Raw genomic sequence first — 14,391 nt, 5'->3', positions numbered from 1 at the left:
GGCCACTTAGTTGTTCTGTTTCGCATCGTTTTGACCCGATTTGTATTTGCGGCTGATCCATTCGCCGGCTGAGCACCCATGTATGCATCCGAGGTGGGCCGCAGGACTCAATGGGGCTCGCGTGGTAACGTCGGTTCATGGAGATCGATGAGGACAAAATCGACGATACCGTCCTGGCACTGCTGTGGCTGACACTTCACAACGAGCGTTGCGCCTGGAAGGGTTTTGACTGGGCGACCACGGATCGCTTGCATCAGAAAGGCCTGATCGGAGATCCGGTGAACAAGTCGAAGTCGTTGGTGCTGACGGACGAGGGTCTGTGCCGATCCGAGGAACTGTTTCGCAAGCTGTTTATGCGGCAGCCGATAATGTGTGAATCGGCGTTGCCGAATGACCCGCCCATTTTTGAAACATCAATAGCTTATGACGCCGATTTTCCCCAAATCATCGCGCCGGTTCACACTATCCGCCCGAAGGCGACTGGGTCAGTCGCAAAGGTTCCAGCGTCATGCCAATCCGTGATTAAATGCCGAGCGACACTTTCCCACGCAATCCAACTATTCCAACACCAGCCGAACATTGTCGGCCTCCTCCTCACCACCAGGGCCATGGATTTGAATGATCCAGAGAAGCCAATCAAACACTGTCGGGCCTATGCCGGCACGGGCGTCACCAAGTTCCTGGCGAATATGGTCTCGATTACTGGGATGGCATCGTTGCAGACGGCGCTCGAGTTGCCTCACGGTCTCGGGATAACCCAGTCTTTCCTTCGATCCATCCGAGCGAGACCATCTGATCGTGAAACCTTCATCAGGCGTTCCAAAGCCACCTCGTAGAATGTCGTCAAAGGCATCAAGATTTCTTCCCCAGTAAGCGTCAGGGATCAGCACTCGGCTGATCTCGTCGTAAAACGACTCCAGCGATGTTATCTGAGAACCGTCGATCACGTATTCGGTTGTCATGTGAACTTTCTCATAGTTGCCAGACGAATTGCGGAACATTGCCCTTCGCCGTCATTGGACGTCCTGCGTTCGATCGAGCTCCGCCCCGCTGCGATATTGTAATCGTGCTGTATGCGGGAAAGGCGAACTCGCCGCCTTTCCCGATGTTTATTGGCGTTTCTTCCGCCAAGGCGCATTCTTCTGCCAATCACCCGCCATGATGCTCCCGAACGGGATCACTTCGTCGACCACTTCGGCAAGGCCGTAATGTTCGATTTGTGCCCGCACGTTGGCGGCGCTCTTGTAGGCGCTCGGCAGCTCCGACACGTCCGCGAAGCCCGAGAAGAAGCGCACGTCGAGGCCGCTTGTCTCCTTTTCCAGGATTGCCGCGATGTTGTTCGAGCTGAGCCCACGCGAATCTGCTCCGTACTCCGCCGACAGCTGCCGCATATGCGCGCTGCGCGAGAAGTTGCGGCCCGCGCCATGCGGCGAGAAGCCGAGACCATGAGCGGCATTCGTTCCGCGAACGATGAGTACCGGTTCCGCCATGTTGAGCGGAATGATGGTCAGATCGGTCGCATCGTGTGCCCAATTGTCAAACGCCGGCGTTGCACCCTTGCCGTGGTAGAACAGCCCGTCCGACTTTCGGAAAACGAAGTTATGCTCGTTCCAGAAGCGATCGGCGACCTTGGCCGAGAGTTTTCCCGCCGCCATGTCGTGAAGGACATAATGGTTTTCCTTCGTCCACTGACGGATGGTCTGCAAGGCCGACCAGTAGAGGTCGCCTTCCTCGGTTTCCGCCGGGATCCAGGCATTCTCGCGATGGGTCTCGGGCGAGAGCTGTTCGCGAAACCGGTTGGCGACCTTCATGCCCTTGTCGTAGAGCCGTGCACCGGGAGCTCGCGATCCATGATGGGTGACGAGCGCCGTTTCGCCGGTCGACTTCATGGCTCCGACATAGGCGAAATGGTTGCCGTCGCCCTGGGTCGCGAAGTGCTCGATGCCGGCGCTCAGCGCTCCATCGCGCAAATATGGGTTCTGCTCGAAAGCCGATAGGGTCGCCTCGGAAGGCCTGAACTGCGCGCCGCGCGGACGTCCGCCCGGACCGAAATGCGTCACGGCATGCACGGCGTCCAGCAACGACTTCGGATCGACGCCTGGAAAGATCGATATCGCCATCGAGCAGCAGATATCAGCCGAATGCATGCCTGGATGGATCGCTTCGGAAGCAACCACGCCGCCGACCGGTATCGTACCGATCGGACCTGCGGGGCACGCGTCGGGCATGATTGCCGCGGACCGGACGACAGGCGTGCGCACCAATGCGCGCATCGTCGCGTGGACCTTTTCGACATTGTCCTGCTCGAAAGCGTTCTCGGCGCGGATGTTGGAATAGATCTCGATATCGCTGTCGGCCCGCAAGGCGAGTGTTGGCCCAGGCTGGAAAGCCTTTGCCGCTTCCATTGCATCCGCCATCGAGCCGCCGTTGCTCAAAACCGAATTGGCGGCGTCGAGGGCTGGGCGGAACCATTTCCCCTGGCTCATGCCGGCATCGATCAAATCCTGTCCGCTCATTACCGTTGTCATTGTCTTTTCTGCGTCTGCAGTCCTTCTGTTCAATTGTGTTTCTTTGCCCCCGCAGAGCGAGGATCTGTATGCGATCGATGCAGCGGCGACGAGGGTGGACGAAACCGGATGGCCCCGCTCGTGCCAGAGAGCGTATGCCCAGGAGGAGTCGAACCTGCCAGACCATCCAACTTTGGTGGCTGTAGTTCCGCCCGGCATTCGCCGCTGCATTCGGTCATGGCGACTAGTGGACAAGGAAACTTCCCGCTTCCAGTGAGGATGCGCGATCCCCTTGCAGGGTTCGAACCTGCCGCGGCCATGTAGTTCCCTTTTGCATTCGCCATGTCATTTCCATTCGTCCGTGACGACGAGGTGTGGTGAAACGTCCTGCTCTACCGCTGAGCTACGAGTCCATAGAATGTGGAGGACCCGACGGGATTCGAACCCGCGACCTGGAGAGTAACGATCTGTAGTTTCATCCGGCATTCGTCACGGCCTTCGCGCCATTCGCGACGCGAAGCTATTGCTTTTGACGAGCTCGTCAGAGCTCGATCGCCTCGATGGCGTTCACCCAGCCGTCCGCACCCTGACCGTTGGCCGCGAAAGCCGCGATCACGCCATAGACGGCATCGGAGAAGCCGCCGATGTTGAGTACGTCGACGCGGGTCGGCGCCTGTGTCGTGGCATGGGGCTGGATGTCGAGGCAAACCAGCTTTGCAGCCGGGTTGTGTCGCTTGATCCTTGCCCATTCCGTCATCACGGCGGTCGGCTGACCGTTCCCACGTGCATGCACCCAGGATTCGTTGTCCGAGATGAACACGACGAGATCGACCTTGGCCTTCTCGTTTGCCAGTTTGCGCAGAGGCGCGGAGCAGTTGGTTCCGCCGCCGCCGATCTTCGCGAGCTTTTCGGCATTGGTCATGACCGAATCCCGCTTGTTGAGGCTGACATGCACCACGTCGTTTTCGAACGGCAGCACCCTTGCTTTCGGGTTGCGCTGCAGGAACGCCGCGGTCATCAGACCTGCGACATCGATGCAGCGGACCGAGGAGGTCGCGCCCTTCCGGTAGCCGGTCACGGGCGAACCCATGGAGCCGGACACGTCGGGGCAGAGCACCACATCGCCCGTCAGCGGCGGAACGTTGGAGATGGCGATATCCATCGCATCCTGCAGCGCATCCCGCACGACCTCCGGAACCTGGCCATCGACCATCTTCCACGCCATCATGAGCTGATAGGGGAAGACCTTTGCCCTGCGGACTTCATCCGGATCGGCAAGCCGCGCCGCCAGCGCTTCTGCAAAACCCTTGACCTCGAACACGCCGTTGCGCGCAAAGGTATTGAGGTTCTGCCGCAGCATCTGCCAGCCGCCCTTGCGGGCGATCTCGACCCAATGCTTCCGTGTCAGCGTCAGCGAAGTCAGCATCTGGAACGGCACGTCCGGAACTGCGCCGGTCTGGTCCCGCCGGAAAGCCTCCAATGCCCTGACGAGTTCCGGCAGCGCCGCATGGTCATGCGGCTTGCCGATTGCCCAGGCGTAGAGCGCCTTGCGTTCCTCCGTCGCCGGCTTCGGATGCACCATGCGGATGACATCGGCGAGCGAAGGGTCGTTGCCGACCATCGCACGCAGAACCTGTTCCGTGCTGGCCCGGTCGAGCCATGCCTGCACCGCCTTCTTCGGCCGCGTGCCGAGCGACTTGCGGCCCGTAGCGCCGGAGCGCATGACCTGCACAAAGCCGCGCAGCATCTTGCTGCTCTTGACCACCCGCGGGAATGCACGAGCAAAGGCATCGCTCTGAAGGCTGGAGAGCATTGCAAGCAACGTCACCGGCATATCCTTCATGTGACCTTTTTCGGCCGCATAGACAGCCACCTTGGCGAGGAATTCCGGCTCGACTTCAAGAGCAAGCGCCTTCACCATCTCCAGCTGCTCAGCACCTTCCGCATAGAAGGTGCTGTTGAACGTACCTGTGACGGCATATTGCGCCAGCGCTTCGCGGGGCGTCAGCCGATAGGCGGGGGCAGCTGCGTGATTGTTCGTGTCCGTGCCCGGGAGCAGCTTCCCCAGGTAGGATTTGAAGATTGCCTTGTTGACCATGACGGCACCTCTTGTTTCGTTCGTGCCAGATACCTTTCAAGCGGCGTGCCAGTTTGGGGAAATGAGCGCGGGCGGCGAGAATATTTCTTTTATCCATTTGTTTTAATGTAATAAAATTTTTTGATGCTGCTGGAGAAGTCTGCGGTTGCGAAATCTGAGGTCTGAAAGATATTATCTATTTCTATAGAGTCTTATATTTTTGGATAAGCTATGAAGCGGCGCGTCGCCATCAGTATATTGGGAACGACCCTGGATGCGGGGAAATGGAACAATCGCTGGAGCCGCTGGCGCCCGACCGTCGCGCTCTGTCAACAGCCAGGGCTCTTTATCGATCGGCTGGAACTGATCCACGACAATCATGCACAGCCGCTCAGCCATCGCATCATCGCCGACATAGGAACAGTTTCGCCGGCAACGGAAGTGCGCAGCAATGTCATAAACTTCCGCGATCCGTGGGATTTCTCCGAGGTTTACACAAACCTCAGGGACTTTGCTCGCGGCTACAGCTTTGATCCCGATACGGAAGACTATCTCGTCAACATAACCACCGGCACGCATGTGGCACAGATCTGCTGGTTCCTGCTGACCGAGGCGCGCATCATTCCAGGCCGGCTGCTGCAGCTCTCGCCGCCACGCGATCGGGAGGGGGAACAGGATGTCGTCGGTACCCACCGGATCATCGATCTGGATCTTTCCCGTTACGACGAGATCGCCAAGCGTTTCGCGTCGGAGCGAGAGGATGCAGCCTCCTTCCTCAAGTCCGGCATATCGACCCGCAATGCCGCCTTTAACAGGATGATCGATGAGATCGAGAGAGTGGTGATCCGCTCCACCGCACCGGTTCTCCTGACCGGACCGACCGGAGCCGGCAAGTCGCAGCTTGCCCGCCGCATTTACGAGCTGAAGAAGGCCCAACGGAAAATCACCGGCCCGTTCATCGAGGTCAACTGCGCAACATTGCGTGGCGACCAGGCCATGTCGGCGCTGTTCGGTCATGTGAAGGGCGCCTTTACCGGTGCTGCCAGCGAGCGCGCGGGTCTTCTGAAATCTGCCGATAAGGGTGTCTTGTTCCTTGATGAGATTGGCGAACTCGGCCTCGATGAGCAGGCCATGTGCCTACGTGCGATCGAGGAAAAGAGATTTTTGCCGGTCGGCGCCGATCGGGAGGTTGCGGCAGACTTCCAGCTGCTTGCTGGCACCAATCGCGATCTCGGCGAAGATGTTCGCAAGGGACGCTTCCGCGAGGACCTCTACGCCCGGCTCAATCTCTGGACTTTCCAGCTGCCGGCATTGCGCGAGCGCAAGGAGGATATTGAGCCCAATCTCGACTTCGAACTCAGGCGCTATCTGGAGCGGGAAGGCGAGAATATCACCTTCAACAGGGAGGCCCGCGAACGCTATTTGACGTTTGCGACCGGCCCACAAGCCGTCTGGAGTGCGAATTTTCGCGATCTGTCCGCCTCGGTGACACGCATGGCGACGCTCGCCCCACATGGGCGCATCACGGGCGATGTCGTTGACGACGAAATCCAGCGGCTGAATGCGTTTTGGCGCCGTGCGAGCGAGGACGACGGAACGGATCTGATCCTTGAGGGCGTGCTGGGCGCGGAGGTCGCCGCGCGCCTCGACCGCTTCGACGCGGTGCAGCTTGCGGCCGTTCTTCACAGCTGCCGCGAGCATACGACGGCGAGCGCTGCCGGAAGAGCTCTCTTCGCCATCTCGCGATTGGAAAAGAAAAGCAGCAATGACGCAGATCGCCTGACGAAATACCTCGCGCGCTTCGGCATCAGATTTGAGGACGTCAAACAGCGGTAACGGCGGCAGGCTCGGCAGTGCTTCTCTCCAAAAAGCCGAAAGGTGAGCTGCATAGGTCAGCCTGATCTAAATATAATATTCTCAAAGGCATAGCAGGCTCGTGAGTTGTCTAAATCGCCGGGTTGTAGGATCGATCCCTATCAAGAGCGAGACAATGTTTTTCGCGATCATTGTCTGTCGACTCAACGCATGGCTTCAGACTCCACCGCGATGACTGGCGTACCAACGCTGTGCGATAGGGGCCACGCACCATGTCCAGATTTCTCGCGCGCGCTCTAAGTCGTCCGGCGCGGGCAACGGCGAACGCTCCAGAGCGATGCTCGAGCACGACACCTGGCGCGTGGTCCCGTAGCTCCTCTGGCAGATGCCCTCAAGCGTCGTAAGGTAACGATGATCACCTGCCTGCGCATCAACGCCGCGCTAATCCAGGCGGTCGGTCCACAGCTCGGGTACACGAGATCGGGTCGGATCTCCACATCCGGCCTCACGGCGCCCCGCATGCTGGATCGACATCCATCTTACCGCGGTTCAAAGAAGGAGGTGGTGCCGCTGTCGTTCCATCTGACTTCTGACTCGTAGCATGAGACCAACGACTACAATGATCGTGCTCAGTAATTGAGCTTCGGGTACCAGTCTGTGCCGCGGCCGGCTGGCGTCATGTCCAGAATGTTCCAGAGTGGTGCGATATCGACTGCGCCCCTTGGATCCTGGCCAGGATCCGCCGCTTCGGTCGGCATCTCGCCATTGTAGAAGACGCGGATATCTTTCCCATCCTTCTGGTAGACGGTGAATCCTGGATTTTCAGATCCGTTGTCATTCAGCAGGCCTAGGTCACGGGCGTAGTCGTCGCCGACGGTCTGGACGAAGTCCAAGTCGCGCCAGCCGCGTTCGATGGCAAAGGCGCGTTGTCGTGCCACCGGGCTGCGACCGATGATTTTGAAGGCAACCCGTTGCTTGATGTCGGCGCCGTTGCCGTTCGCTCCGCCAAGAAAGTTCGTGCACATCGGGCAGGGCCGTTCGCGCTGTGGGCCGAACATCCAGAAGTACGTCACTAGTGTATCGTGGTGACCGAACATGTCCGCGAGACCGACCTCGTCGCCGTTCTCATCCTTGAAGCGATAGTTCTTCTCAACGACGGGACCTGAAGGCAGGCGCCGGCGCTGCTCCGCAAGCCTCGTGAGATGTCGCCGGACTTCGATTTCCTCCGCCAGCAGGGCCGTCCTTGCCTCGGCGTATTCCGGAGTTTCGTTCGTGAACTTGCTCACACGTTTTGCGGCCAGTTCCTTTGCGGGTCTCAATTCGCTCATGTCCATGTGCCTGCTCCTTGGATCTATTCCGACCGTCTCGCGAGACGACCTCCATTCGGCCATCCCATGCTTGTCGTCGGAAATCGGCGGGCGCGCATGATGGTTTTCCACGCCCTCACTTGAAATAGACGTACGAGGCGATCCGTTCTCGACAAGAGCTCGAATTTTTTCGGTTTCAGTTGCGGTCGCCTTGCTCAGAGGTGGCAATCAGAATCAGCGCGATAACACGCTCGGACGCCTGGCGCACAATTTCAAGGGCCATGTGGCCTCCCATCGAGAAGCCGACCAGCACCATTTCCGCCATCGCCACAGCAATAGCACGACTCGCCATTTCAGCGGTTGACGAGTCCTGCGATAGGTCGGCATGGATGATTGGGCCATATGCCGCCAGCTCGGGTTCAACGTCACGCCAGAGGTCGGCGTCGAGCATGAATCCTGGAATTAGGACCATCCCCATCTTCACGCTTCCTTCTGAGATCTGGCAAAGGTCGCCGGTCGTGGCTCATGCGGAGATCAATCACGTGCGAGCGCCTTCGACAACCAAAGAGAGCTGACGCTGCCGATTGCCGGCAATGCTATATGGTAGCCCAACGCGGTGCTTCTTCTAACCTAGCATACGCGGCGTTGATGTCACGTGAGGGTCCAGGTGGCATATTACCTTGATTCATTGATGAAGCGAGGCTCGGACAAATGTAATCCAAACGACGTCAAAGGAGATCGTCAATCGGGTATTACCAGCGGCCCGCAGTCACTATCGGCGACAAAGGTCGCCAGCAACTCAGCGGGCTCGGTCTTGCTGACGTTCTCTGCAAAAAGATGCGCAGTTCCGGGTGGCTCGAACCAGGTTTCGCCCGCGCGATAGGTCCCGGCCGGGCCACCTTCAAGCTGAGAGCGCAAGGTCCCCTTCAGCACGAAGGCCGAGACCGAGCCAGGATGCCGATGACGTGGCGGATAGGCGTTGGGTGGATAATCGACGACCGCGACGGTCAGTGACTTACCCGGCACGTTCGGCAATGGCTCGCAGGAAATTGGCCTCACTGTGGTCTGGGGTCGTCCGGCGGCCGCCGGATCGGAGGTTTCGGACATATGATGCTGAGCAGGGCCTGGATCGGCCTCGCCGCTCCGGAAAGCGGTAATGCCCAGGAATAAAGCAAGCACGGCGACGGTTCCCAAGGTCATCGAAATAGATGACGAGATCGCGCTGTTCTCCGCGACCGAGCCGAAGATTGAATAAACGTTTGGTTTCAGCATGGAGTATCTCATCGGCGACAGGGATTTCAATGATAGCTCAGGGGGCTTCAGATCCGGAACTCCGGCGTCCATCCGAGTTCGCGGATAGCCTTCGCAGAGGTAACCATTGGGCTCGCTTCGGCAATATTGTAGATGCCCTGCGTTCCCGCCTTGACTGCAAGCATTGCCGCGCGGGCCGCCGCGTCCACATGGACGGCGAGCGTGGCATCGGGGAAGTCCGCGCCGGTCGCGGGGCCGTAGAGGCGCCCATAGCGCAGAACGATACCGGTTACCCTTTCAGGCTCTCCCAGGACAGCGGCCTCCAGCGCCGCAACACCCGAGACGCTAACGCTGCGAGGCTCGGGCGCTGCGAGATCCAGCGGCGCCGACTCGTCATGGGGTTCGTTCCCAGCAGCATAGGCCCAGGCGATGCTTTGCGCGATAATGCGCTTGGCGCCCGCAGCCATCGCGGCCCGCATAAGATTGGCGGTCCCCTCGCGGCGGATGCGCGCATTGCGGGCGGCGAATTCGGATGCTCGTGACGGGTCTACGGCCGGGGGGAGATCGGTCAACTGGTGGATGATCACATCCGGATTTGCCTCTATCACCGCCCGCTTTAGCGCATCGCGATCGAAGACGTCGACCACCACTGCATGGACGCCGGCCGCATCAAGGTCGCGCGCTTTGTCGGACGAGCGTGTCGTCCCGAAAACGTCATATCCTGCATCCAACAATTGCGGCACGAGCCGCCTGCCGATAGCACCTGTGGCACCCGCCAGAAAAATCGTCTTGGGCACGATATTCTCCTTGCCTCTCCGTTGTATAGCTACACTATGGCCGCTATCATCCAGTAAAAAGGACCAAGATTGGGCAAAAAAACTGTACCATCCACGGATGTTCGGTCCCTCTCCATAACGGTTGATCGGCAATCTGGAAAAACGCTCACTGACCAGCTGACGCAGTCGATCGAGGCCGCCATTCTGGATGGGCGGTTGTCGGGAGGCGCGCGGCTGCCATCGTGGCGCGATCTGGCAAGCCAGCTCGGCGTTGCGCGCGGGACGGTCAAGGCCGCATATGAAAGGCTTATCGACCGCCAACTTCTGATCAGTCACGGTCCCGCGGGAACGCGGGTCAGCGCGCACCTGCCCCCGCGCACCGCGGGCGAGCGTCGCATGTCGCTCCGCGATCCCTTCCACGCGCTCGGAATGATCACACCCGGTATGCCGCCGCGCCTGTTTCAGCTCGGCGTGCCTTCACAGGATGCGTTCCCTGCGACGACCTGGTCTCGACTGTTGGTACGGGCCGGCCGAAAGGCAGCGCTCCTGCCGCTCAGTTACCCGGACCCACGCGGCGAGCTGGCCCTGCGTCGCGAGATCGCAGCTTATCTTGCCGTGGCCCGTTCTGTCGTCTGTCATGAGGAGCAGGTCTTCATCACCACAGGTTTCACCGCCGCGCTCGGCCTGATTGCCGATACGCTCGCAGCACGGCCATGCAAGGCGTGGGTTGAAGATCCGGGTTACCCTTTGGCAAAGGCCGGACTTGCGCTGAAAGGCATAGAGGTTGTGCCCGTCCCGGTTGACTGCGACGGGCTCGACGTGGCGTTCGGCATGGCGATCGCCCCCGACGCATCGCTCGCGGTCGTAACGCCGGGACAGCAAGCCCCACTGGGAATGACAATGTCGCTCACCCGTCGGCGGGCTCTTCTGGACTGGGCGGCATCGGCAGACGCTTTCATCATCGAAGACGACTATTTGGGTGAATTGCAGCTGAAGGGACGCGCTGCACCGGCACTCGCCTCGCTGGACGCCGAAGAGCGTGTCATCCATGTGGGGACGTTCAGCAAGACGATCAGCCCGGCGCTGCGACTGGCTTTCTTCGTGGCGCCTCCCCGCCTGCTGGACGAGCTTTTCCGCCGGGCGATGTTTCTTTCTCCTGCTCCCGCGACGATGGCCCAGATTGCCGTTGCCTCCTTCCTCTCCGAGGGCCATTTCCTTCGGCATTTGCGCAAGATGCGGCGACTCTATTCGGAACGGAGCGAAGTTTTGAGCGGCATCGCGGGCACCGCGCTGATGGACCGGAAGAGGGGCGGATTGGCGCTTATTCTTGGTCTTCCGGATGGTGCGGATGATGCCGCCATCGCTCGCCGCGCCCGCGACCTTGGGCTGGGGCCATCACCCCTGTCGAGCTGGTATGCGGATGCGAGCCGCTCCCGGCCTGGGCTGCTGCTGGGGGTAACGAACGTGACGCCGTGGTCGGCCGCTACCGCTTGGCAGGCACTGCAGGCCATCATCGGTGAATTTACGCAAGCTTGACGTCCGGTAGCTCACGAAGAAAGGCTGTTCGTGCTAAGCACGGAAGCTGGATTGCGCGGCTCGGCTTCTTGTATGTTGCGCAGCACATAGAGACGAGGCGTCTCTTCCCTTTGTTGGAGAACTACACCCGAACGACCTGGAACTCGCCTATACAGTCTTTATTGGGTATGTTCCGTCCCTCAACGCCATAACCGAAGGGCCAAACCCGGACGCAGGTCTGGAGCACGGCGACTGGAAATCGCACACCCGCTTCATTGTTTGCCTCTCCGGCTATCGCAATTTTGATAATATTGGATGGAGAAGGAGCGCTGGTGCGCGAACGATATGGCGCCGCCGATCTACCACCAAGGAACTGGACGGAAGGAACTAAAGTGGGCTCTCGACGTTAACGCGCGAACGATTTTGTGGGGAGACTGAAACCCGTTGCCATCGGGTGGGAGGAGCTCGATGAACAATTCCGGAGCGCCCAGCGGTCCTGAATCGATTTCTGCGCCTGAATGGCGACAAATCGTCCATAGCGCGGTCGATACGGCGATCATTACGACCGACCTCCAAGGCAAGGTGACGAGCTGGAACGAAGGCGCGCACCGCATCCTGGGCTGGACGGAAGCTGAAATGCTGGGCCAGACGCTGGAGCGTTTGTTTACTGACCAGGACCGCCAGCGAGACATATTGGCAAATGAGATGCGCGACGCGCTGGCATACGGCCGTGGCGGCGGCCAAGAAGGATGGCGTATATGCAAGGATGGGAGCCGCATTTGGGCGTCTGGCGCGATGACCCCTATCAGGGCCACCGATGGGGTGCAGAGCGGATACGTGAAGATCTTGCGCGATCGGACCTCTCAGCGCAAGGCTGAAGAGGTCGCGGCCGAAGAGCTGGTGCGCACGCGCGAGCGAGGAGAGCCTGGCCTGGATCGTCGCCAGCAAGTCCTCCTGGGTCGTGGTGGAGCGTCCGCTGATGGAGACGATCGCCGTCGCGAGCGCAAAGAGATTCTTCACGCGGTGACGCATCTCTCCCATCAAAAGCTCTTGCTCCGCCTGCGTCCGGCGCCTTTCCGTAATATCCCTCGCGATCTTCGATGCGCCCACGATCATGCCTTGCGCGTTGCGGATGGGTGAAATCGTGAGCGAGATGTCGATGAACGATCCATCCTTGCGCCGTCGCACTGTCTCGAAGTGCTCGACGCGCATGCCACGCTGGATCTCGGCGAGGATCGCTGGCTCCTCATCGAGCCGATCCTCGGGGATGAGGATGGTGATGGATTTGCCGATCACTTCCTCCGCCTCATAGCCGAAGAGCCGGGTCGCGGCTGGGTTCCAGCTCTGGATAATGCCTCTTAGATTCTTGCTGATGATCGCATCATCCGAGCCATCGATAATAGCGGCCAGCCAGTCGCGCGGATCGGGTCCGTCCGCTGTCACTTGGTGTATCAGCTTGGCTGGCGGAAAGGGATTTGATGGAAGCTGCACGCTCGCCCGCCACGCGTGGGGTGGCGCGGACGGGTCCGTCATCCAATGGGGGGTCTTCCGCGGAACTTGCCATGCAACACTCCTGAACCACTCTCATCACCGCCAAAACAGAGGCAAACGCAAGAAATCATGCAGCTCTGCTTTTTTATAGCATCTCTTCGCCGGCGGACACGTCAAAACACCAGCTGCTTCGCAAGTGAGAAGCGCCGGTTTTTGAAGTATCTCCCCACTAACATAGGGCACCGTTCACATCTTTGAATGGCGTTGAGTTCCGGTGATCGCTCAGACCATAGACAAGGATCTCCAATTTTTGAAGAAGTCCGACGGAAGATGGCCTCAGTCGATGACCGGTGACCTCCCGCCGAGGGCTGACGGCTGGCTGTCTCGTTCGTGGCGCATCTGAAAGACCGGATAGATGAAGGCTCGACGGTCTACTGGTGCGAACACGGATCGAGCTTACCATTGGCCTGTTCCCATCGCCGCCCGTCGACCTCACATGTTCGTTGCGAGACGATGGAGGATACAATGTGATCCAGTCGGGGGTGTCTCCGCTAGATTTCGTGAATATGGTGGACATCGCGGTGGCACACCGGCTGTCGCTCATAAACTCGTTACCAAACGTCGCCCATCGATGTTATTCGATACCAAAGGCGAGGACATTCAATCGTTCGAAGGTCCAGCGCGACGAACCGGAGTTCACGATGATCCCCGCAAGGGGGGAACCTGACCGCCATTCCGAGGTTAGACGCGATCGAGAAAACGCGGGGCCCAATGCGTCAACTTGTTCTGATTGTCGAGGACGAGCCGCTGCTCAGGATGCTGGCGGTGGATCTGGTTGAGGAAGCTGGCCTCGAAGCGTTGGAAGCCACCAACGCGGAGGAGGCCATTACTCTGCTCGAGCGCACGCCCGATACTCGGATCCTTATGACCGACATCGATATGCCTGGAAGCATGAACGGCCTCGAGCTCGCTTGGACAGTGAGCCGTCGCTGGCCATCGATTTCCACAGTGTTGGTCTCGGGCAAACAGCCCCTGGCGGCGAGAGAGATGCCTGAAGGTAGTGTCTTTTTCGCGAAACCCTACGAGCCTCGAAAGATGGTTGACCTGCTCTCGAAGATGGCGAATTGACCGCGGCCGCTTAGCTTTCAGCAACGCGCGAATTGCTGCGGCCTTCCCGCCTTCCAATATGCGTCGGAAATCAATCGGAAACCAAAGCTCTGTTCGTCTGACCTCAAGTTGTTCTCGGGGCCCAGTTCTTCTTCCATCACCATATGCAGGCTTCGAGGATCACAGTGCACGCAGGACGCCTTGTGCGATGCATCCAATGCGCAGCCGGCGAAATGGCCGATCAATTGCAACGCCATGATGGCCAAGTGCCAACGCGTGCTGATGAAGGCTGTCAAATTTGCAACACATGCTGGGACCTTTAGTTTTCGGGTTTCTAATGGATGGACAGCCACCGAATTGATGATGTTATGGAGCGGGCTCCGTTTTGGTGGTAGGTGATGCGATTTACGGACTTTCGGCGTTTCAGGATGCTCCGATCGCGTGCCTTGCGTGGTAGTAGTGGCGCGTCTGAGCTTTACGAACCTTGGGTCTATGACGCCTTTGATCGGTTTGAGCGTGAGATGGAAGCGTTCTGCCGCCGCTCG

Annotated in this window: 11 protein-coding genes and 3 pseudogenes; 5 read left to right on the top strand and 9 right to left on the bottom strand. The window is 59.4% G+C overall.

The annotated features are described in order from the left end of the window. Window positions 1–137 precede the first annotated feature (137 nt). Window positions 138–365: pseudogene (locus GDN47_RS28830) on the top strand (DUF6429 family protein); the annotation flags it as partial. A 192-nt stretch (window positions 366–557) separates the two neighbouring features. On the opposite strand, the gene GDN47_RS32785 reads toward GDN47_RS28830, so the two are convergent. The 3 genes from GDN47_RS32785 to GDN47_RS28815 all read right to left on the bottom strand — a co-directional run bounded on the left by GDN47_RS32785 (window position 558) and on the right by GDN47_RS28815 (window position 4,605). After that, a complete protein-coding gene (locus tag GDN47_RS32785) occupies window positions 558–962 on the bottom strand; it encodes a barstar family protein (protein WP_152094795.1) in 405 nt (134 codons plus the stop codon). Window positions 963–1,109: 147 nt separating this feature from the next. Next, complete coding sequence (locus tag GDN47_RS28820) at window positions 1,110–2,516, bottom strand: RtcB family protein (protein ID WP_152094794.1); 1,407 nt, start codon at window positions 2,514–2,516, stop codon at window positions 1,110–1,112. 532 nt (window positions 2,517–3,048) lie between these two features. Next, the gene (locus GDN47_RS28815) at window positions 3,049–4,605 is read right to left on the bottom strand and encodes a TROVE domain-containing protein (RefSeq protein WP_152094759.1); all 1,557 of its coding nucleotides are present in this window, start codon (window positions 4,603–4,605) and stop codon (window positions 3,049–3,051) included. Window positions 4,606–4,815: 210 nt separating this feature from the next. Between GDN47_RS28815 and rtcR the strand changes: the two genes are divergently transcribed. Then, window positions 4,816–6,420, top strand: a complete 1,605-nt coding sequence (rtcR, locus tag GDN47_RS28810; protein WP_152094758.1) for an RNA repair transcriptional activator RtcR — start codon at window positions 4,816–4,818, stop codon at window positions 6,418–6,420. 608 nt (window positions 6,421–7,028) lie between these two features. On the opposite strand, the gene GDN47_RS28805 is transcribed toward rtcR, so the two are convergent. The 4 genes from GDN47_RS28805 to GDN47_RS28790 all read right to left on the bottom strand — a co-directional run bounded on the left by GDN47_RS28805 (window position 7,029) and on the right by GDN47_RS28790 (window position 9,754). Then, complete coding sequence (locus GDN47_RS28805; protein ID WP_145324450.1) at window positions 7,029–7,733, bottom strand: DUF899 family protein; 705 nt, start codon at window positions 7,731–7,733, stop codon at window positions 7,029–7,031. A gap of 169 nt (window positions 7,734–7,902) precedes the next feature. Further along, complete coding sequence (locus GDN47_RS28800; protein WP_145651064.1) at window positions 7,903–8,178, bottom strand: alpha/beta fold hydrolase; 276 nt, start codon at window positions 8,176–8,178, stop codon at window positions 7,903–7,905. 269 nt (window positions 8,179–8,447) lie between these two features. Next, a complete protein-coding gene (locus tag GDN47_RS28795) occupies window positions 8,448–9,008 on the bottom strand; it encodes a cupin domain-containing protein (RefSeq protein WP_210386779.1) in 561 nt (186 codons plus the stop codon). Window positions 9,009–9,025: 17 nt separating this feature from the next. After that, on the bottom strand, window positions 9,026–9,754 hold the full coding sequence (locus GDN47_RS28790) for an NAD-dependent epimerase/dehydratase family protein (RefSeq protein WP_113421002.1): 729 nt from the start codon (window positions 9,752–9,754) through the stop codon (window positions 9,026–9,028). A 69-nt stretch (window positions 9,755–9,823) separates the two neighbouring features. On the opposite strand from GDN47_RS28790, the gene pdxR reads away from it, so the two are divergent. Beyond that, window positions 9,824–11,269: a MocR-like pyridoxine biosynthesis transcription factor PdxR gene (gene pdxR, locus GDN47_RS28785; RefSeq protein WP_113353594.1), complete on the top strand. Its 1,446-nt coding sequence runs from the start codon at window positions 9,824–9,826 to the stop codon at window positions 11,267–11,269. 447 nt (window positions 11,270–11,716) lie between these two features. Next, window positions 11,717–12,070 (top strand): annotated as a pseudogene (locus GDN47_RS32490) (PAS domain-containing protein); the annotation flags it as partial. A gap of 72 nt (window positions 12,071–12,142) precedes the next feature. Here the strand turns inward: GDN47_RS32490 and GDN47_RS32485 are convergent. After that, window positions 12,143–12,691 (bottom strand): annotated as a pseudogene (locus GDN47_RS32485) (PAS domain S-box protein); the annotation flags it as partial. An 819-nt stretch (window positions 12,692–13,510) separates the two neighbouring features. Between GDN47_RS32485 and GDN47_RS28775 the strand changes: the two are divergent. Beyond that, on the top strand, window positions 13,511–13,867 hold the full coding sequence (locus GDN47_RS28775) for a response regulator (protein ID WP_145634897.1): 357 nt from the start codon (window positions 13,511–13,513) through the stop codon (window positions 13,865–13,867). A gap of 17 nt (window positions 13,868–13,884) precedes the next feature. Here GDN47_RS28775 and GDN47_RS32170 read toward each other — a convergent pair. Beyond that, window positions 13,885–14,391, bottom strand: a 507-nt coding sequence (locus tag GDN47_RS32170) for a hypothetical protein (RefSeq protein WP_173002596.1), incomplete at its 5' end; no start/stop codon positions are given.

Origin of the sequence: Martinezella dioscoreae (assembly GCF_009176305.1) — a bacterium.
GTDB lineage: Bacteria > Pseudomonadota > Alphaproteobacteria > Rhizobiales > Rhizobiaceae > Rhizobium > Rhizobium dioscoreae.
The sequence above is the reverse complement of the archived record's forward strand: the minus strand, read 5'-3'. Positions and strand labels throughout refer to the sequence as shown.